General features: G+C 64.5%; 15 protein-coding genes and 1 tRNA gene. 11 read left to right on the forward strand and 5 right to left on the reverse strand.

Annotated elements, in window-relative coordinates; all coding sequences use genetic code 11:
- Positions 1-62: 62 nt before the first annotated feature.
- Positions 63-533, reverse strand: coding sequence for an Hsp20 family protein (locus tag JI59_RS03035; RefSeq protein ID WP_007015139.1), 471 nt, complete (start codon positions 531-533; stop codon positions 63-65).
- A 164-nt stretch (positions 534-697) separates the two neighbouring features.
- Between JI59_RS03035 and grxC the strand changes: the two genes are divergently transcribed.
- From grxC to JI59_RS03055, 4 genes are all read left to right on the forward strand, one after another.
- Positions 698-961, forward strand: coding sequence for a glutaredoxin 3 (gene grxC / locus JI59_RS03040; protein ID WP_038575439.1), 264 nt, complete (start codon positions 698-700; stop codon positions 959-961).
- Positions 962-979: 18 nt separating this feature from the next.
- Positions 980-1,795, forward strand: a complete 816-nt coding sequence (locus JI59_RS03045; RefSeq protein ID WP_007015141.1) for a carbon-nitrogen hydrolase family protein — start codon at positions 980-982, stop codon at positions 1,793-1,795.
- 8 nt (positions 1,796-1,803) lie between these two features.
- Positions 1,804-2,298 carry a DUF1178 family protein gene (locus JI59_RS03050; RefSeq protein WP_007015142.1) on the forward strand — a complete coding sequence of 165 codons (495 nt, stop codon included), beginning with the start codon at positions 1,804-1,806 and terminating at the stop codon, positions 2,296-2,298.
- Between the two features lie 50 nt (positions 2,299-2,348).
- Positions 2,349-2,425: transfer RNA gene (locus JI59_RS03055), tRNA-Arg, on the forward strand.
- A 261-nt stretch (positions 2,426-2,686) separates the two neighbouring features.
- Here the strand turns inward: JI59_RS03055 and JI59_RS03060 are convergent.
- The 3 genes from JI59_RS03060 to JI59_RS03070 all read right to left on the reverse strand — a co-directional run bounded on the left by JI59_RS03060 (position 2,687) and on the right by JI59_RS03070 (position 7,270).
- Positions 2,687-3,598: an ROK family protein gene (locus JI59_RS03060; protein WP_007015143.1), complete on the reverse strand. Its 912-nt coding sequence runs from the start codon at positions 3,596-3,598 to the stop codon at positions 2,687-2,689.
- Positions 3,595-4,728 (reverse strand): glycoside hydrolase family 68 protein, encoded by a 1,134-nt coding sequence (locus JI59_RS03065; protein WP_038576847.1) that lies wholly within the window; start codon positions 4,726-4,728, stop codon positions 3,595-3,597. Before JI59_RS03065 ends, JI59_RS03060 begins: the two co-directional genes overlap by 4 nt.
- 97 nt (positions 4,729-4,825) lie before the next feature.
- Entirely contained in the window at positions 4,826-7,270 is a 2,445-nt protein-coding gene (locus tag JI59_RS03070) for a TonB-dependent receptor (protein WP_038575441.1), read from the reverse strand.
- Positions 7,271-7,428: 158 nt separating this feature from the next.
- On the opposite strand from JI59_RS03070, the gene JI59_RS03075 reads away from it, so the two are divergent.
- Positions 7,429-8,775: an MFS transporter gene (locus JI59_RS03075; protein WP_038575443.1), complete on the forward strand. Its 1,347-nt coding sequence runs from the start codon at positions 7,429-7,431 to the stop codon at positions 8,773-8,775.
- Positions 8,776-8,807: 32 nt separating this feature from the next.
- The gene (locus JI59_RS03080) at positions 8,808-9,887 is read left to right on the forward strand and encodes a LacI family DNA-binding transcriptional regulator (protein ID WP_007015147.1); all 1,080 of its coding nucleotides are present in this window, start codon (positions 8,808-8,810) and stop codon (positions 9,885-9,887) included.
- A 57-nt stretch (positions 9,888-9,944) separates the two neighbouring features.
- Here the strand turns inward: JI59_RS03080 and JI59_RS27000 are convergent, their stop codons facing one another.
- Positions 9,945-10,097 (reverse strand): hypothetical protein, encoded by a 153-nt coding sequence (locus JI59_RS27000; RefSeq protein ID WP_153811643.1) that lies wholly within the window; start codon positions 10,095-10,097, stop codon positions 9,945-9,947.
- Positions 10,098-10,367: 270 nt separating this feature from the next.
- Between JI59_RS27000 and JI59_RS03085 the strand changes: the two genes are divergently transcribed.
- From JI59_RS03085 to JI59_RS03105, 5 genes are all read left to right on the forward strand, one after another.
- Positions 10,368-10,784, forward strand: a complete 417-nt coding sequence (locus JI59_RS03085; protein WP_007015149.1) for a hypothetical protein — start codon at positions 10,368-10,370, stop codon at positions 10,782-10,784.
- 55 nt (positions 10,785-10,839) lie between these two features.
- A complete protein-coding gene (locus JI59_RS03090) occupies positions 10,840-12,123 on the forward strand; it encodes a TolC family protein (protein ID WP_007015150.1) in 1,284 nt (427 codons plus the stop codon).
- Positions 12,120-13,379: an efflux RND transporter periplasmic adaptor subunit gene (locus JI59_RS03095; RefSeq protein ID WP_007015151.1), complete on the forward strand. Its 1,260-nt coding sequence runs from the start codon at positions 12,120-12,122 to the stop codon at positions 13,377-13,379. Before JI59_RS03090 ends, JI59_RS03095 begins: the two co-directional genes overlap by 4 nt.
- On the forward strand, positions 13,369-16,566 hold the full coding sequence (locus JI59_RS03100; protein ID WP_038575445.1) for an efflux RND transporter permease subunit: 3,198 nt from the start codon (positions 13,369-13,371) through the stop codon (positions 16,564-16,566). The genes JI59_RS03095 and JI59_RS03100 overlap by 11 nt, the downstream gene beginning before the upstream one ends.
- 91 nt (positions 16,567-16,657) lie before the next feature.
- Positions 16,658-17,431 carry a glycosyltransferase family 2 protein gene (locus JI59_RS03105; protein WP_007015153.1) on the forward strand — a complete coding sequence of 258 codons (774 nt, stop codon included), beginning with the start codon at positions 16,658-16,660 and terminating at the stop codon, positions 17,429-17,431.
- Positions 17,432-17,466 lie beyond the last annotated feature (35 nt).

Below are 17,466 nucleotides of genomic sequence, written 5' to 3' on the forward strand. Positions count from 1 at the left end.
CGCAAAAAGGGCGGCCCGGTTTCCCAGGCCGCCCCAGACTTCTGTTCTTCGAACGGCTTCGATCAGGCCGCCTGGGTGCCTTCGTCCGATGCATTGTCGACAACCGTGAGCGTGTTGCCGCCAATCGCGATCTTCTTGGGCTTCATCGCCTCGGGTACTTCGCGCACGAGGTCGATTACCAGCAGGCCGTCCGCAAGGTCGGCGCTGTCGACGCGGACATAGTCGGCAAGCTCGAAGCGGCGCTCAAACCCGCGCTGCGCGATGCCGACATGCAGATACTCGCCCTCGACACTGTCATCGGGCTTGTTGCCCTTGACGGTCAGGAGGTTGGCCTGGGCGGTGATATCGATGTCGGCGGGCTTGAAGCCTGCAACGGCAAGCGTGATGCGATAGGCATCCTGGCCGCGGCGTTCGATGTTGAACGGGGGATACTTGTCGCCTGCGTTGGGTCGGTTCTGGTTCTCGATCATGTCGAAAAGGCGATCAAATCCAACCATGCTGCGGCGATAAGGCGAAAAGTCGATACGGTTCATGACAAAAATCCTCCAATGAGCAATCTTCGTATTGTCCGGGCCCGTGAAATCCGGCGCCCTGCGATCGAGCCATCCCCACTGTGGGCCATGACTCGTCCCATTAGATATGATACCGGCGCCCACTTTCAAGTGACTGTCAGCACGGATTGAAGGAGCGATTGTCGATGAGCAAACCCAAGGTCGAGATCTACACCAAGTGGGGCTGTCCCTATTGCGTTGCGGCCAAGTCGCTGCTCGACGGCAAGGGCGTCGCCTATGAGGAATACGATATCACCATGGGCGGTCCCAAGCGCGACGAGATGACGGATCGCGTCCCCGGCGCGCGCACGGTCCCGCAGGTCCTTGTGGCCGGCACGCCCTACGGCGGCTTCGACGACATCAATGCGCTCGACCGCGAGGGCAAGCTCGATCCGATCCTCGGTCTGTGACCGCAAGCGAGTAAGGCCATGACCCGCGCAGCCCTGTTCCAGATGACGACCGGCATAGATCCGCAAGCGAACGCCGACGCCATCGCCTCCGCCACGCGCGAAGCGAAACAGGGCGGGGCGGCGATGCTTTTTACCCCGGAGATGTCGGGGCTGCTTGACCGCAAGCGTACGCGCGCGCGCGAGGTCATCCGTGCCGAGACGGAAGACCGCGTGCTCTCGCAGGTTCGCGAAGCCGCGGCGCGCGAAGGGATCTGGGTGCACCTGGGTTCGCTTGCAATCGAGCGCGAGGACGGCCGCTGGGCGAACCGGGCTTTCGTCATCGACGCAGGCGGAGAGATCCGCGCCCGCTACGACAAGATCCACATGTTCGACGTCGACCTGGCGACGGGCGAGTCCTGGCGCGAATCCAATGCCTATGCCGCCGGCGACGCAGTGGTGACGGTGGAAACGCCGCTGGGCAGGCTGGGTCTGTCGATATGCTACGACGTCCGCTTTCCAGCGCTCTACGAGGCGCTGGGCAGGGCCAGCTGCGACGTGATCGCCATTCCGGCCGCCTTCACCGTGCCGACCGGAAAGGCGCACTGGCACCTTCTGCAGCGCGCCCGCGCCGTTGAGGCAAGCGCCTATGTCCTGGCCGCCGCGCAAGTGGGCAGGCATGAGGACGGGCGCGAGACATACGGCCACTCGTTGGCGGTCGATCCGTGGGGGGAGATCATCCTCGACATGGGCGGGGAAAAAGCCGGTCTCGGCTTTGCCGAAATCGATCCTGCCCGCATTGCCGAAATTCGTGCGCAATTACCGAGTCTTGCCAATCGGCGGACAATAGCCAAATAGAACTGACCATGATCGTCTATGATCTCGAATGCCGTTCCGGCCCGCACCGGTTCGAAGGCTGGTTCAAGTCTTCGGAGGATTTCGCGCGTCAGCAGGAAAGGGGGCTGGTATCCTGTCCGCACTGCGGCTCGGTCGATGTGGGCAAGGCCATCCAGGCCCCGCGTCTGTCTCGCAAGGGCAACCAGATCGCCGAAGCGCCCGCTCGCCCGCAGCCTGCAAAACCGGCCGAAGCGCCCGGCGCGCCGGTAGCCAGCGCCCCGATCCCGGCCGAAGCCGTAGAAGTCATCCGCAAGCTCGCGCAGATGCAGGCAGAAGCGCTCAAGTCCTCTCGCTATGTCGGCAAGAACTTCGCCGAAGACGCGCGCGCCATGCATTACGGTGAGCGCGAGGCCGAGGCCATCCACGGCCAGACAAGCGCATCCGAGGCGCAGGAACTGCTGGAGGAGGGGATCTCCCTGATGCCCTTGCCGTTCCCGGTAACGCCGCCGGAACAGGCGAACTGAACCGAAGCGATTGCCAACCCGAAAAAGCCAAGCTAGGACCCGCCCCGAGCGCGCCCGTAGCTCAGCAGGATAGAGCACCAGATTCCTAATCTGGGGGCCACTGGTTCGAATCCAGTCGGGCGCACCAAATTCCATCATCCGCGGAATTCGGCCATTGCATGGGATCACCTGACCCGTTCTGACCGTGAACATCAGGGATGATCGGAATTCTCCGCCAAGTCCGGGATGGGTTCCTTATCGACTGCGCTCGTGAGCAAAGGGGGGCTCTCTCTTTGCTGGCCTTTCCGCCCAAGGCAGCGCCGCCGGTTCTGAAGGCCGATCTGCACGAGAGGCGCACGAAGATGCGCTGACGGCCGAAGGCCAGGTTGGCAACTCGATATTCTGTGGCTCAGATGTCTCGTTCAATCAGTATGTTGCGGGCCAGTAGCAGTGAGCCGACCGGTCCGGCGCTGGCGCCGAGTGCGGGAAGGCAGATCATCGTCTCGATGGCTGCAGGTTCCAGGTCGGGCAGGTAGCCTGCGAGGATCGCGGGCAGCCGCTTTCGTGCCCGCTCGATGAGGTGCGGCTGGCGGGTGGCGACGCCGCCGCCGATGACGATACGCTGCGGGGAAAGCGCGAGGAGCAGCGTGGACAGGAGTTCGGCCAGGTCATCCCCGACTTCGTCCCAAGCAGGCGAGGCGGGATCGAGCTTGCCCGGATGCACCGGCAGGCGGGCTTCCAGGGCGGGGCCGCTGATAAGGCCTTCGATGCAGTCCCCATGAAAGGGGCAGGTGCCTGCAAAGGTCGCGCCCGGCGCGCGGCGGGTGCGGATGTGGCCGAGTTCTGGATGGAGGAGGCCATGCACCGGTCGGCCATCGATCACGATCCCTGCGCCAAGGCCTGTGCCGATCGTGATGTAGACGAGGCTGGAGCAGCCTTGAGCCGCCCCGAAGGCATGCTCGGCAAGCGCCGCCGCATTGACGTCGGTATCGACGGCGATCGGGCAGGCGAAGTGTGCTTGCACCATTTCCAGCACGCCGGTGTTGCTCCAGCCGGGCTTCGGGGTGGCCAGGATGGTGCCGTAATCAGGCGCATCCGGCGTCACCCGGATGGGGCCGAAACTGGCGATCCCGATGGCGGCGAGGGGGGATGCGGCCTGCCATGCCGAGAGATGGGCGTGGGCAGCCTCCAGGGTTTCATCGGGGGTGGTGGTTGGCAGGGCATGGCTTTCGAGGATGCGGGTGCCATCGCCCAGGGTGACGATGGTCTTGGTGCCGCCCAGTTCTATGCCGGCAAGGCGCGGAGGGGACGCCTGTGTCATGTGAGCGCGGCGCACTCGCCCGAAAGCGAAAGCTTCAGGAAGGGAGCGAAAGTGCCGCCGAAGTGGGTGCGTCCCTCCGGCTTTTGCGCAGCCGTGGCATCGTCGATGCCCCAGTAGTCGGCGAAGCTGGTGACGGAAAGGTCAGGCAGGACCCACCAGCTATAGGCCTGAAAGGGCTCGCTTTCTGGATTGGCAAAGACGAGACCGTGGCCGTTGAGCAGGCGCCAGGGGCCTTCGATGCGCTCGGCAGTCGCGCCGTAAAGCCCCGTCGGCGCGGTGATCCCGGGGGCGAAGACTTTCGCCTGGGTCGACCAGAACAGGTAGAGGCGGCCCGCATGTTCGACGATGTGCGGCCTTTCAAGTTCGTTGTTGGCATCGGTCGCATCGACCAGCGGAGCGAGCGGACGATAGGTGCCGCTGGTATCGTCCAGGCGCGCCAGTCCGACAAGCCCGTTGAAGGCGCGGGGCGCCGCGGCTGCCGAACCGGTGAAGAGGAGGTACTCGGCTCCGTCCGGCGCACGCCAGGGAAAGGGATCTCGGAAGGCCTTGATCTCGCCGATCCGGCCTTCTGTTTCCTCGGCGGCCATGTAAGGGCCTGCCGGTTCCAGGATCTCGCGCGGATCTGACCACTGGCCGAACGGGGCGTCCGGGTCCTCTGCCAAGCTGCAGCGGGTCACGAACAGGCGCTGGCGAAAGGTGGGGGCGCTCTCGCCGCGCTCGCCGACGACCGTGAAGTAGAGGGCCAGATGCGCGCCCTCGACCCGCGCCGCGCCCGACCACTCGCGGCTTCCGGGGGTGAATCCCTCGGGAAGGGTTTGGCCGAGGTGCCGGAAACTGTCGCCCTCGCGGAAGAAGTGATGGATGCGGGCAAGGCCGTGCCGGCTTTCGGGATCGTCGGCCCTGGGCGCGGTCAGGGCAAACCAGAGTTCGCCGCCGTTCCAGGGGACGGGCTTGCCGCTCGCGTCGGCAAGTGGCCAGGCATCCCAAACGTCGATGTCATCTGCAACGCGGCGCACGTCCTTTTGACCGAGAACGGGCGCGCGACTGCAGGCTGCAAGGTCAAGGCCGGCCAGGTCCCCGGCTGTCCAGGACAGTTTTCCGTCATCCGTCTTGGCCGGATCGGTGTTCATGCGTTCGTTTTCCTTGCGTTGCATCGGGGCTGAGGTCGAGGGGGGCGGACATGGCCGGGTGGAGGAGAATGTCCAGCCATGTCCGCTGGCTCCAAGGTCAGAACTCGTAGCGAAGCGAGGCGGAGATCGTGCGCCCGTTGATCGACCTTGCCCTGACGTAGTTGTCCACGCCCGGGGTGATGGATCCTTCCTCGGCTTCGGTAATGCCCGTTGCGTTGAAAAGATTGTTGGCGTTGAGGGAGACCTCGATCTTGTCCATCGGACGGAAGTTCACGAAGGCGTTGACCTGCGTGTAGGCAGGGAACACCAGTTCGTTGCTGTCCTGGGCATAGGCCTTGGTGGTGCCCACGATGTTGAGACCGGCCCGAACCACGTCGAAGTCCACGGCGGGCGTGATCTGGTAGATCAGCTTGGCCTGGCGGCGCGGCGTGTTGCCCTCGTTGGCGGGCGTGATGGCGTCTTTGGCGATCTTGGCGTCGGTGTAGGTGGCGCCGGCACGCAGGTCGAAGATGCCCGAGCGATAGGCCGCTTCAATCTCGACGCCGGTGGCCTTGTAGCTGCGGTCGAGGAAGCGCTGGGTGGTCGCCTCGAAGTTCTGCTCCTGCGTCTTGGCGTGGAAGCCGGTTACGAAGAGGCCGAACGGTCCCGAGCGGTACTTCACGCCCAGTTCGTACTGGTCGACGAAGTCGATGGCATCTTGCTTGCGGACCGAGCCGTCGGCCTGGACCACGCCGAACAGCAGGCGGTCGGCATTGGCGCGTCCGCCGCGACTGATGCGGGCGAAGCCGGCAATGTCCGAGGTGAACATGTAGTTCGCACCGATCGACCAGGACCAGTAGCCGACCGAGTAGCGGACCGGGCTCGGGTTGCCGTTGTCGATCAGCGAGACGCTGCGCTCGACCGGCTGGATCGTGCCGTCCCCGTTGACGTCGAAGTTCGCGGTCTGGAGCGTGCCGGCGTAGTTGCCGCGCGCCTTGACATGGTCGTAGCGCACGCTCGCGTCGATGGTCAGGCCGCCGGTTTCAAAGGTGCCGGCCAGGTAGGGCGCGTCGATGTTGTAGCGCACGTCATAGCTGCGCTGGCAGCAGTTGCCCCAGAAGGGTACGCCATAGGCATAGAGCCCACCGCGCGTGAGGACGCTACCCGCGCCGTCGGTGACGTCGAGGAGCGCGGCGTTGTGCCCGTCCACTGCCATCAGGTAGGAATTCCAGACCCAGTCCATGTCGATGTTCTGGCGAGCCTTGTAGTAGCCGGCGGTGATCGAGCCCGGACCGAAGTCCTTGGTCAGCTTGAGGTCGTTGGTGAAGCTCGAGAAGTCGTTGATGTCGACGTTGAAGAGATGCGTGCGCATGACGAGAGCGTTGCCCGCCAGGGCCTGTCCGGCGCTGGGACCGTTGGCATAGACCAGTCCGTAAGTGCCGGCGGCCCCCGTCAGCAGTTCGCCTACCGAGTTCGCGATCCCCTGGCCCGCACCGACTTCGGCGGGGAAGGGCGAGACGAAGCGGCCATGGACGTCCGAGTAACGGAATCGTTCCTCGAGCTTCAGGCCGTCGGCCACGTCGAATACGGCTTCGAGGCCGACCGAGGTGACCACCGGGTGCATGCCGTCCTTGATGTCGGTGGTGTGGAGCGCATTGTTGCCGTCCAGGCCGATATCGGTGGTGAAGTACTTCGAGTGCGGCGTCTGCGACTTAATGTCGAAGCCCGGGAGCGAGCCGAAGTGCGGGTTGGCATTGGTGCCGGTCACCAGTGTCGGCATCGGCAGATAGCCGATCGCCCGGTCGTCGAGGCGCTTGAGATAGACGCGCACGTAGCCGCTGTCGAAGTCCTGCGTGAGATTCGCTTTGACCTGATAGCCCTTGTTGCCGGTATAGCCTGCGTCGCGCGGCCCTTCGCCCTGGCGCCAGAAGCCGCCGATGTTGAAGCGCGTCTTTTCTGCCAGGTGGCCGCCGTAGTTGAAGTCGAGGCGGTAATCCTCGTAGTCGAGGCCGACGGTCGCCATGACCACGCCGCCGTCGTCCTTGCCATCCTTCGAGATGAAGTTGATGACGCCGCCGGGCGAATTGGACGCCAGCGTCGAGGCCGAGCCGCCGCGTACGGCCTGGATGGAGGCGATTGTCTGGTCGGCGCGCAGGAAGATGTCTGCATTGCCGAAGGCGATGTCTCCGAACTGCATGACCGGCATGCCGTCTTCCTGCAACTGCAGGAACTTGGCGCCGCCCGAGGCGACCGGCAGGCCGCGCACGGCGATGTTGGCATTGCCGTCGCCGCCGGTGGATTCAGAGCGGATGCCCGGGATCTGGCGGAAGATCTCTGCGGTGGTGCGCGGTGCCGCTTCTGCGATAGCGGTTTCGTCTAGCGCGCTGACCGAGATCGAGCTTTCCAGCCGATTGGTGGGGCGCGCCGAAGCCGTGACGATGATCTCGTCAAGCCCGAGTGCATCCTGAGAGCTTTCGTCAGCGGCGGTATCCTGAGCGTGGAGGCTGGCAGGCAAAGTCGTGACCGCGGCCACACTAACCGCAAGCAGTGTGCGAAATTTCATCGATCCTCATCCCATTACGTTGTGTTTGTGCAAGTCCGTCATACCCCTCATTCAATCGATTGCAATATATTTCTGCAATCGATTGAATTTTTGTCGCGCAACCGCTACCAAGGCGCCTGGCCAGCGTGAAAAGCGCGGCTGATGAGAGGATTGCGGGCATGATTGAATCGCAGAAACCAAGGCTCTCCCTGATTCGGATCGTCGAGATGAATCTGGGTTTTTTCGGCCTGCAGTTCAGCTTCGGGCTGCAGCAGGCGAACATGGGGCCGATATACGGCTATCTTGGCGCAAACGAAGCGACGATGCCACTGTTATGGCTTGCAGGCCCGGTCACCGGCCTGGTCATCCAGCCGATCGTCGGCGCCATGAGCGACCGCACGCATTCGCGCCTGGGCCGCCGGACGCCTTACTTCCTGGTGGGGGCCATCCTCTGTTCGGCCTGCCTGTTCCTGATGCCCTTTTCCTCGGCCCTGTGGATGGCGGCCTCGCTGCTATGGCTCCTCGATGCGGGCAATAACATCACCATGGAACCCTACCGCGCTTATGTCGCGGATCGTCTTGCGAGCGAGCAGCACTCGGTCGGATTCCTGACGCAGAGCGCTTTCACGGGCCTTGCCCAGACGCTGTCCTACCTTGCCCCGTCGCTCCTCGCCGCAGTGATCGACCGCAACCTCCTCGATCCCAATGGTATTCCCGTGATCGTGCGGATGGCCTTCCTGATCGGTGCGGTCCTCTCGATCTCGACCATCCTGTGGTCGATCCTGAGGGTGCGCGAACTGCCGCTCAGCCCCGCGGAACGCGCCAAGCTCGACGCAAGTCCCCTGACGGCAGGCGCCACATTGCGCGAAATCGGCGATGCCATCCGCGAGATGCCGGCCCCGATGCGTCAGCTCGCGCTTGCCATGCTGTGCCAGTGGTATGCGATGTTCACCTACTGGCAGTTCATCGTCTTTGCCGTCGCACGCGCGCTTTACGGGACCCATGATGCCTCTTCGGCAGGATTTCGCGATGCCACGCTGACGGCGCAGCAGGCCGGTGCCTTCTACAATGGCATTGCCTTCGTTGCCGCGCTTGCTCTCATCCCGCTGGTTCGTCGATTTGGCGCCCGCGCGGTGCACGTCGTTTGCCTGAGCGCCTCGGGCGCTGCGATGCTGGCCATTCCCGGTGTCGATAGCACCGCGTTCCTATTCGCCGCGATGGTCGGCATCGGGTTGGGCTGGGCGGGCATGATGGGTAACACCTATGTCATGCTGGCAGGCTCGATCCCGCCCGAGCGCACGGGCATCTACATGGGCATATTCAACATGTTCATCGTGATTCCCATGCTGATCGAGAGCCTCACCATGCCGCTGCTCTACGGTCCGCTCCTGGGCAGCGACCCGCGCAATACGCTTTATCTTTCCGGCGGGCTGATGCTGTTGGGGGCAATCGCGACGCTGCGCATCCGCCTGCCGCGTTCCGGCGAGGCAGTTGGCGCAATTCCTCCGGCACATGGCGGGGGATGAATTTTGGTTCCCCTCTCGGGCCTCGTGGGCCTATGTCCTCGATCATGAAGTCAGGTCGCAGATTAGACGAGGATCCGGTCACGAAAGACGGGGCCGAAATCACGAAGGTGAAGACTCTTGCCGATCTCGGCAAGATCGCCGGAGTGACGGCGGGCACCGTTTCGCGGGCGTTGGCGGGCTCGGAGCTTGTCAACAAGCGTACGCGCGAGCGCATCCTCGCACTGGCCCACGAGCACGGATTCCAGCTCAACCAGATCGCCAGCAAGCTGCGATCGAAGCGCACGGGAATGATCGGGGTCGTCATTCCGCTGGGACACGAACGCAACCAGCACATTTCCGATCCGTTCTTCATGACCCTGCTTGGCCATCTTGCCGACGAGATCACCGAGCGAGGCTACAGCATCGTGCTGGAGCGCGCGATACCGGAGGAGAAGCCCGACTGGCTGGACCGCATCTGCGGTTCGGGCATGGTCGATGGAGTCATCCTGATCGGCCAGTCCAACCAGTTCGCAACGATCGAGCGGATCGCCGAGACGTATCGTCCGCTCGTGGCCTGGGGAAGTTACCAGGAGGGCCAACTTCACTGCGCGGTGGGCACCGACAACCGTGCAGGCGGAGAGATCGCAGCACGGCGACTGCTGGCAGGCGGGGCGACGCGCCTGGCATTCCTGGGCGAGACGACCGGTGTTGAAATCGCCGAGCGCTTCGCGGGCGTGAAGGACGTGGCGGACGAGGTCGGGGCCTCGCTGGTCCACTTGCCCTGCCACATGTCGTTCGAACTCATGACCGGCGAACTGGAAAGTCTGCTTGCCCAACATGACGGGGACTTCGACGGCATCATTGCAGCGTCGGACCTCATCGCCATGACCGCCCTCAAAGTCCTCTACGGTCTGGGCAAGCGGGTGCCAGAGGACGTCCAGGTGATTGGCTATGACGATCTGCCGCTGGCCGCGCAGACCATGCCTCCCTTGACGACGATCCATCAGGACATTTCCGGCGGCGCAAGGGAGATCGTCCAGCGCCTGCAGTCAGCTATCGCCGGACGGGACGTTGCCTCGCTGGTCATGGCTCCCAAACTCATCGAACGCGAAACGACGCGCGGGCTGGCCTAGTGTCGGCGGATCAGACATGCGCCATGTCGGACGGTTCATCCGGCATGGCGGTCACAGTCAAGACTTGTTCAAGGCCATTGCATCGAGAGGATCGCCGTTTGCGGCACTGGCGCGGTAAGTCAGTGTCCCGCCGTCGACGCAAATGACCTGGAAAGCCTGGGTTCGGGAGGCAATCTTGCGCGCCCAGGGCAGATCGGCCACCTCGTTCATCACAGCACTTTGCAGTCTCAAATCGCACCTGTGCCTGTCTCAAGACCGACGGAACGTACAGAGAATAAGCGTTTGTTTTCTGTATCTTCAGCTGTTCAACAGGGACAACAGAAAGCGCAGAGTCCGGTTACGGAAACTTGCCGAGGATCCAAGCGTCCATTGCTTCGATGATTAGGGACCAGTTTTGTCAAACAGGGCAATTCCTGCCATTTTCTTGCTGCGCGCAGCGCCCTTGAGCGCGCGGCCCGGTTTCGCTATCGCAGTGCACCGATGGCTTTTCCGCGTCGCCTCAAGCTGGACCGCATCGCTGCGATGCTTGTCCTGTCGCTCGCACTCCTGTTTGCGAGCGCGATGGCGTGGTCGAACATGGTCGTCGAGCTTCAGCACGCCCCGGGACAGGCGGATGAGCACGAAAGCGTTCTGCTCAGCAGCCTGACCGCACAGCTCGATCATCTGGACGATCATTTCCCCGATCGGGATGACGAGGACGAAGCGGGCGGCGCACTGCAGGGGCACCATCACCACTCCGGCGATACAAATTCGGCAATCCCGGCGGACGCAGGCCATGCCAATCAGCTCGCCATGGCTGACGCGGGCCCGCACGCGATCGGGCCCGATTGCGCCAAGCCCGGATCGGAGCTTACCGGTCTCGAGCGTCCTCCCCGTTTCATGACCCTGAACGCCTGAACCCCGCGCTGACCGGGCGCGGGATGTCCCACGCTCGTCCGCGAGGCTTCATGTCATGTTTTCGAACCCTTCCGCGCGCCTTGCCGCGCGCCTGATACGTCTGGCGCCCCCGTGCGCCGTCATTCCGCTTGTCCTTTCGGCACAGGCCGCCAGTGCGCAGGGGATCACCCTGTCCGAGGCGCTGTCGCGTGTCGCAACCACCAACCCGACCCTGCAGGTGAACGCTGCCCGGCTCGATGCCGCCGATGCAGCGGTTGCGATTGCGGGTGTGCGACCGCGCGATAGTGTCGGCATCGAAATCGAGGATTTTGCCGGCACAGGCACGTACGGCCCGCTTGAGCAGCAGCAGACCACCGCGTGGTACGAACGCACCTGGGAGCGCGGGGGCAAACGCGAAGCGCGCCTGAGTTCCGCCCGCGCCGAACTGGGCGTCGCCGGCGAGCGCAACGCACTGCGCATGCTCGACGTGCTGGCGCAGGTGCAGTCCGCCTGGGTCGAGGCTCTCGCTGCCGAGGCGGGCATCGCCATAGCGCAGCAGCAACTGCAGGTGGCCGAGCAGACACAGGCGCAGGTCGGCCGCCGGGTGGCCCGGGCGCTCGATCCGCTGTTCGCCGCCGAACGTGCGAAGACTGCGGTGATCGAGGCGAGGATCGCGCTCGATCAGGCACGCAGGCTGGCCCGCCTGTCGCGCGCCAGCCTCGCCGGCTGGTGGGACGGCAACGAGGATTTCACGCTGGCGACCGACCCGTTCTTTACGGTGCAGGAAACCGGGCCCTCGGCTGCCGACAGCCCCGACCTGACGCTACTGTCCGCCGAGCGGGAAGCGGCCGAGAGCCAGGTTCGCCTCGCGCAGACGGGCAACACCGGTGACGCCACGGCCCGGATCGGTATTCGCCACTTTGGGCAGGGCAACGATGTCGCCCTCATGGTCGGCGGCTCGATCCCGCTGGGCAGCCGGGCGGCCAATCGCGGCAATGTCGCGCGCGCCTCAGCCGAGAGCCGCGCCGCCGAGGCCGAGATCGCGGTCGCGCGGCTGCAGATCGGCCGAGAGGTGGATCGCCTTGTTGCGCAGCGCGCGGCACTGGCGAGCGAAATCGCCCGGATCGAGCGCGATGTCCTCCCGTCGGCACAAAAGGCGCTGCGCTTGGTGCGTGACGGTTTCGCGCGCGGGGGCACGGCTTTCACGTTCCTTGAAATCAACCAGGCCCAGCAGGCCCTGATCGATGCCCGGTCCCGGCGCGTCGACCTGCTGCGGCAGTTCCATCTCGCAGGCGCGCGGCTCGACCGACTGACCGGCCGCCACGCATCCCTCGTTTCCAGCACGGAGATCCGCCGATGATCCGCTCGCTTTTCTGTGTGAGCTCGCTGCTCGCCCTGTCACTGCTTGCCGCTTGCGGCGAAGATGCCGCCCATTCCGACCATGCCGAGACCGAGGGCGAAGCCCATGGTGCCGGCGCTGACGAATATGAACGCGGGCCCCACCGTGGCCGCATGTTGCGCGATGGCGATTTTGCGCTCGAAGTGACCATCCAGGAAGACGGCACGGAGCCCGAATTCCATGTCTATGCCTACCGCGGCGATGAACCGCTTGCGCCCGCAGAGGTGCAACTGGCCGTGGAACTCAAGCGCCTTGGCGGGGAGGTCGACCGCTTCGCCTTCGCCCCGCGCGAGGATTACCTGCGCGGGAAGGGCGTGGTTCGCGAACCGCACAGCTTCGATGTCAAGGTTCGTGCCGTCGAAGGCGGACGCACCCATTCCTGGTCCTACGCTTCCTATGAAGGGCGCACGACGATTTCCGCGCAGGCAGCCCGCCAGGGCGGCGTTGAGACCAGCAAGGCCGGTCCGGCGCAGATCGCGGAACTGGTCGAGCTTTCCGGCCGGGTGGAAATCACGCCCGAAGGCCAGGCGGACGTGCGCGCGCGCCTTCCGGGACAGATCATGTGGCTGAGCGGCCAGCTGGGGCAGGCGGTTCGCAAGGGCCAGGTGCTGGCGCGGGTCGAATCCAGCCATTCGCTGCAGACATACGCCATTCCTGCGCCGATTGGCGGGATCATCGTCGAGAAGAATGCCAATGTCGGCGACGTGACCGGCGATCGCGCGCTGTTCGTGATTGCCGATCCCACGAAGCTGCATGCCGAGTTTTTCGTCTATCCGCGCGATGCCGAGCGGGTGCGTGTCGGCCAGGCCGTCACCGTGCGCAGCCTTTCGGGCGATGCGCAGATGACGGCCGAGGTGGAGGCGATCCTTCCGACCGCGGACCTCGCCAGCCAGACGGTTCTGGCGCATGTGCACCTGCCGCCCGCCGCGGCCAACGTGTTCCGGCCGGGGATGGGCGTGAACGGGACTTTCACCGTCGCTGCGGCTGATGTGCCGCTGGCGGTAGAGACGAAGGCGATCCAGCGCTTCCGGGACTTCGATGTGGTCTATGCCAGGGTTGGCGATACCTACGAGGTCAGGATGCTGCAGATCGGGCGGCGCACCCCGGAATGGACCGAGGTCCTTGGCGGCCTCGAGCCGGGCACCGAATACGTCACCGACGGCGCTTTCCTGATCCGCGCGGATATCGAGAAGTCGGGGGCCAGCCATGACCACTGAGCCATCCGCCGGCAAACCGCACGTGCTTGAACGCATCATCGCCGCCTCCATCCGTTTTCGCTGGATGGTCCTGAGCTTCATCGCGCTTTCCTGTGCCGTCGGCATATGGGCCTTCCAGCGCCTGCCCATCGATGCGACGCCCGACATCACCAACGTGCAGGTCCAGATCAACAGCGAGGCGAAGGGCTTTTCCCCGCTGGAAGCCGAGCAGCGCGTCACGTTCCCGGTCGAAACGGCCATCGCCGGCCTGCCGGGCCTGCAATATACCCGCTCGATCTCCCGCTACGGTCTGAGCCAGGTGACGGCCGTCTTCGCGGACGGGACGGACATCTACTTCGCCCGCCAGCTGGTGAACGAGCGGCTCCAGACCGCGCGCGACCAGTTGCCCGATGGTGTCGCGCCCGAAATGGGCCCGATCGCCACCGGTCTCGGCGAGATCTTCATGTACACGCTGGAGGCCGAGCCGGGCGCGCGCAAGCCCGACGGCAGCGGCTATACGCCCGAGGATCTGCGCACCCTGCAGGATTGGGTGATCCGCCCGCAGCTTCGCAACACGCCCGGCGTCACCGAAGTGAACAGCATCGGCGGCTTCGAGCGGCAATATCACGTCACACCGCTGCCTGACCGGCTTTCGGCCTATGGCCTCGCTCTCGGCGATGTCGTGACCGCGCTCGAACGCAACAATGCCAATGTCGGTGCGGGCTATATCGAGCGTTACGGCGAGCAGTACCTGGTGCGCGTGCCGGGGCAGGCATCCAACCTCGACGATCTGCGCTCGATCATCGTAACCAACCGGGGAGGCGTGCCGATCCGCATTGCCGACGTTGCCGACGTCGTCATGGGCGAGCAATTGCGCACGGGCGCTGCAACCGAGAACGGCCGCGAGGTCGTGCTCGGCACCGTCCACATGCTGGCGGGAGAGAACAGCCGGGTCGTCGCCCAGGCGGCAGCGCAGCGGCTCGAGGAAGCGGCAAGGGCGCTTCCGCCCGGTGTCAGGGCCGTGGCGATCTACGACCGCACAGACCTTGTCGAGCGCGCGGTCGCGACAGTCGAGAAGAACCTCGTCGAGGGGGCTCTGCTCGTCATCGTCATCCTGTTTCTCCTGCTCGGCAATATCCGCGCTGCGCTCATCACCGCGGCGGTGATCCCGATCACCATGCTGATGACCATCACCGGCATGTTGCGTGCCGGCGTTTCGGGCAACCTGATGAGCCTGGGCGCACTAGACTTCGGCCTGATCGTCGATGGTGCGGTCATCATCGTCGAGAACTGCCTGAGGCGCTTCGGCGAGGCACAGCACGATCGTGGTCGCCTGCTCGACCGCGGTGAACGCTTTGCGCTGGCGGCTTCGGCTACTTCCGAGGTTATCCGGCCATCGCTGTTCGGCGTGCTGATCATCGCGCTCGTCTACGTGCCGATCTTCGCGTTGACCGGCGTGGAAGGAAAGATGTTCCACCCCATGGCGATCACCGTCGTCATGGCCTTGAGCTTTGCGCTCGTCCTGTCGCTGACTTTCGTTCCGGCTGCAGTGGCGCTGTTCGTCACCGGCAAGGTGGAGGAGAAGGAGAGCCGCCTCATGATCCGGGCGCGACGGATCTACGAACCTGCGCTCGATGCAGCTCTGCGCCTGCGCAAGGCCTTTGTCGCGGGGGCCGTCGTCCTGGTCGCGATTGCGGGCCTCTCGGCAACGCGGATGGGAACGGAATTCGTTCCCAACCTCGACGAGGGGGACATCGCGCTGCACGCGCTGCGCATTCCGGGGACCAGTCTCACGCAGGCAGTGCACATGCAGACGGCGCTCGAGGCACGGCTGAAGCAGTTCCCCGAAGTGGATCGCATCGTCGCGAAAATCGGCACCGCCGACATTGCGACAGACCCCATGCCGCCGTCTGTCGCCGATACGTTCGTCATGCTCAAGGACCGCGCCGAGTGGCCCGATCCACGCAAGCCGCGCGAGCAACTCGTGCGCGAGATGCGCGAGGCGGCGATGACCGTGCCGGGCAACAATTACGAATTCACCCAGCCCATCCAGATGCGCTTCAATGAACTGCTCTCCGGTGTTCGCGCCGATGTCGCGATCAAGGTCTTCGGCGACGATCTCGATACCCTGCACGAAATCGGCAAGTCGATCGAAGGCGTCGTCGAGCGCATCGACGGCGCGCGCGACGTCAGCGTGGAACAGGTGACGGGCCTGCCGGTGCTGCAGGTCACACCCGACAGGGCGGCGCTGGCCCGCCTCGGCCTCAATGTCGGCGATGTGCAGGAAGTCGTGGCCATCTCCATCGGCGGTGCCGAGGCGGGGGCGATCTTCGAGGGCGACCGGCGTTTTCCGCTGATCGTCCGCCTGCCCGAGGACATCCGCGGCGAGGCCGACGAGATCGGTCGCCTCAGGATCCCGCTTCCCGGCGAGGACGGCCAGCCCCGCGGCTTCGTGCCGCTCAGCGACGTTGCCCGGGTGGACGTCGTGATCGGCCCCAACCAGGTCAGTCGCGAGGACGGCAAGCGCCGGGTCGTCGTTTCAACGAACGTGCGCGGTCGCGATCTCGGCTCGTTCATCGACGAACTGCGCGAGAAGATCGATGCCGAAGTCGAAGTTCCGGCCGGTTACTGGGTGAGCTACGGCGGGACCTTCGAGCAGCTCATGTCCGCGGCAGAGCGCCTGCGGCTGGTGGTGCCGGCGGCCCTGCTGTTGATCTTCGCCTTGCTCTTCGCCCTGTTCCGGTCCGCGAAGGACGCCGGCATCGTCTTCTCCGGCGTGCCGCTGGCCCTGACCGGAGGCGTAGCAGCGCTGCTGCTTCGCGGCTTGCCGCTCTCGATCTCGGCAGGCGTCGGCTTTATCGCCCTGTCGGGCGTCGCCGTGCTCAACGGTGTCGTCATGCTGAGCTTCATCCGACAGCTGCGAGAGGCAGGCCGCCCCCTGGACGAAGCCATCCGTCAGGGCGCGCTCACCCGCCTGCGCCCGGTGCTCATGACCGCGCTGGTCGCCAGCCTCGGCTTCGTTCCGATGGCCCTCAACGTCGGCGCCGGCGCCGAAGTACAACGCCCGCTGGCAACAGTGGTGATCGGTGGCATCATTTCCTCCACCCTGCTGACCCTGCTGGTCCTGCCTGCGCTCTACCGGATCGTCCATCGGCGCGAGGCGGAACCGGAAGCGGGTGAGCAACAGGAAGAGGTGCTGGAAGGCTGATCCGCACCTTCCTATCCAGTGGACGCGCCGTCGAAGTCCTATAGAACTCGGCGGCGCGTTCGGACTCGAAAAGAACGGTGGATTGGAAAGCATGAGCAAGGTCACTGTCATTCTCCCGTTCTTCAACGAACAGGGATGGATCGGGCCGACCGTTGAAAGTCTCGCGGCGCAAGGTGACCGTCATTTTCGGCTGCTGCTCGTCGACAACGGTTCGATCGACGATGGGGCCATGGAAGCGGCGCGTTCAGGTCAGTCACTGGGAGACCGTTTTCAGATTGTCGCGTGCAACATTCCCGGGAAGATCAACGCCATGCAGGCAGGTCTGGCCCTTGTGGATACGCCTCTGGTCGCAATTTGCGATGCCGACACTTTCTATCCTCCGGATTACATCGAACGCATCATCGCAATCTTCGAAGGTGACCCGGCGGCGGCTGCGGTCATGGCAATCGACCTGTATGCACCCCGTCCGGATCCGGCATCCCGAGAGCGGGTGGAATTCATCATGCACAAAAGCCGTCGCTTCGCGGACAAGTGCCATGCGGGTGGCTATGCTCAGGCGTTTCGAACGGATTGGCTACGCGCCGCCGGTGGCTTTGACACTGGACTCTGGCCCTATGTTCTCGAGGATCATGAGGTCGTGCACCGGGTCGGCAGGTTCGGACACTCTGTCTATCATCCCGATCACGTGTGTTTTCCGTCGGAGCGCAGAACCTCACGAGATTCGGTGAGTTGGACGCGCTGGGAGCGTCTCTTGTACCGGTACATGCCTTCTACCGGGATGGACTGGTACTTTTATCGTTTCCTTGCCCACCGCCTGAGGTCGCGCAAAAGCCTCGGAACGGCTCTGCGGCAAAAGACTTGGTGATTGCCGCTCGTATCGCTGCCAAAGGCAATCGATGA

The organism is Novosphingobium pentaromativorans US6-1 (assembly GCF_000767465.1).
In the GTDB taxonomy this organism is placed as follows: Bacteria; Pseudomonadota; Alphaproteobacteria; order Sphingomonadales; family Sphingomonadaceae; genus Novosphingobium; species Novosphingobium pentaromativorans.

What these genes read in the sequence shown, in the direction of transcription:
- JI59_RS03050 (WP_007015142.1), top strand. Translation starts at nt 1,804, where the DNA reads ATGATCGTCTATGATCTCGAATGCCGTTCCGGCCCGCACCGGTTCGAA.
- JI59_RS03080 (WP_007015147.1), top strand. Translation starts at nt 8,808, where the DNA reads ATGTCCTCGATCATGAAGTCAGGTCGCAGATTAGACGAGGATCCGGTC.
- JI59_RS03105 (WP_007015153.1), top strand. Translation starts at nt 16,658, where the DNA reads ATGAGCAAGGTCACTGTCATTCTCCCGTTCTTCAACGAACAGGGATGG.
- JI59_RS27000 (WP_153811643.1), bottom strand. Translation starts at nt 10,097, where the DNA reads ATGAACGAGGTGGCCGATCTGCCCTGGGCGCGCAAGATTGCCTCCCGA.
- JI59_RS03070 (WP_038575441.1), bottom strand. Translation starts at nt 7,270, where the DNA reads ATGAAATTTCGCACACTGCTTGCGGTTAGTGTGGCCGCGGTCACGACT.
- grxC (WP_038575439.1), top strand. Translation starts at nt 698, where the DNA reads ATGAGCAAACCCAAGGTCGAGATCTACACCAAGTGGGGCTGTCCCTAT.
- JI59_RS03075 (WP_038575443.1), top strand. Translation starts at nt 7,429, where the DNA reads ATGATTGAATCGCAGAAACCAAGGCTCTCCCTGATTCGGATCGTCGAG.
- JI59_RS03090 (WP_007015150.1), top strand. Translation starts at nt 10,840, where the DNA reads ATGTTTTCGAACCCTTCCGCGCGCCTTGCCGCGCGCCTGATACGTCTG.
- JI59_RS03095 (WP_007015151.1), top strand. Translation starts at nt 12,120, where the DNA reads ATGATCCGCTCGCTTTTCTGTGTGAGCTCGCTGCTCGCCCTGTCACTG.
- JI59_RS03085 (WP_007015149.1), top strand. Translation starts at nt 10,368, where the DNA reads ATGGCTTTTCCGCGTCGCCTCAAGCTGGACCGCATCGCTGCGATGCTT.
- JI59_RS03035 (WP_007015139.1), bottom strand. Translation starts at nt 533, where the DNA reads ATGAACCGTATCGACTTTTCGCCTTATCGCCGCAGCATGGTTGGATTT.
- JI59_RS03060 (WP_007015143.1), bottom strand. Translation starts at nt 3,598, where the DNA reads ATGACACAGGCGTCCCCTCCGCGCCTTGCCGGCATAGAACTGGGCGGC.
- JI59_RS03045 (WP_007015141.1), top strand. Translation starts at nt 980, where the DNA reads ATGACCCGCGCAGCCCTGTTCCAGATGACGACCGGCATAGATCCGCAA.
- JI59_RS03100 (WP_038575445.1), top strand. Translation starts at nt 13,369, where the DNA reads ATGACCACTGAGCCATCCGCCGGCAAACCGCACGTGCTTGAACGCATC.
- JI59_RS03065 (WP_038576847.1), bottom strand. Translation starts at nt 4,728, where the DNA reads ATGAACACCGATCCGGCCAAGACGGATGACGGAAAACTGTCCTGGACA.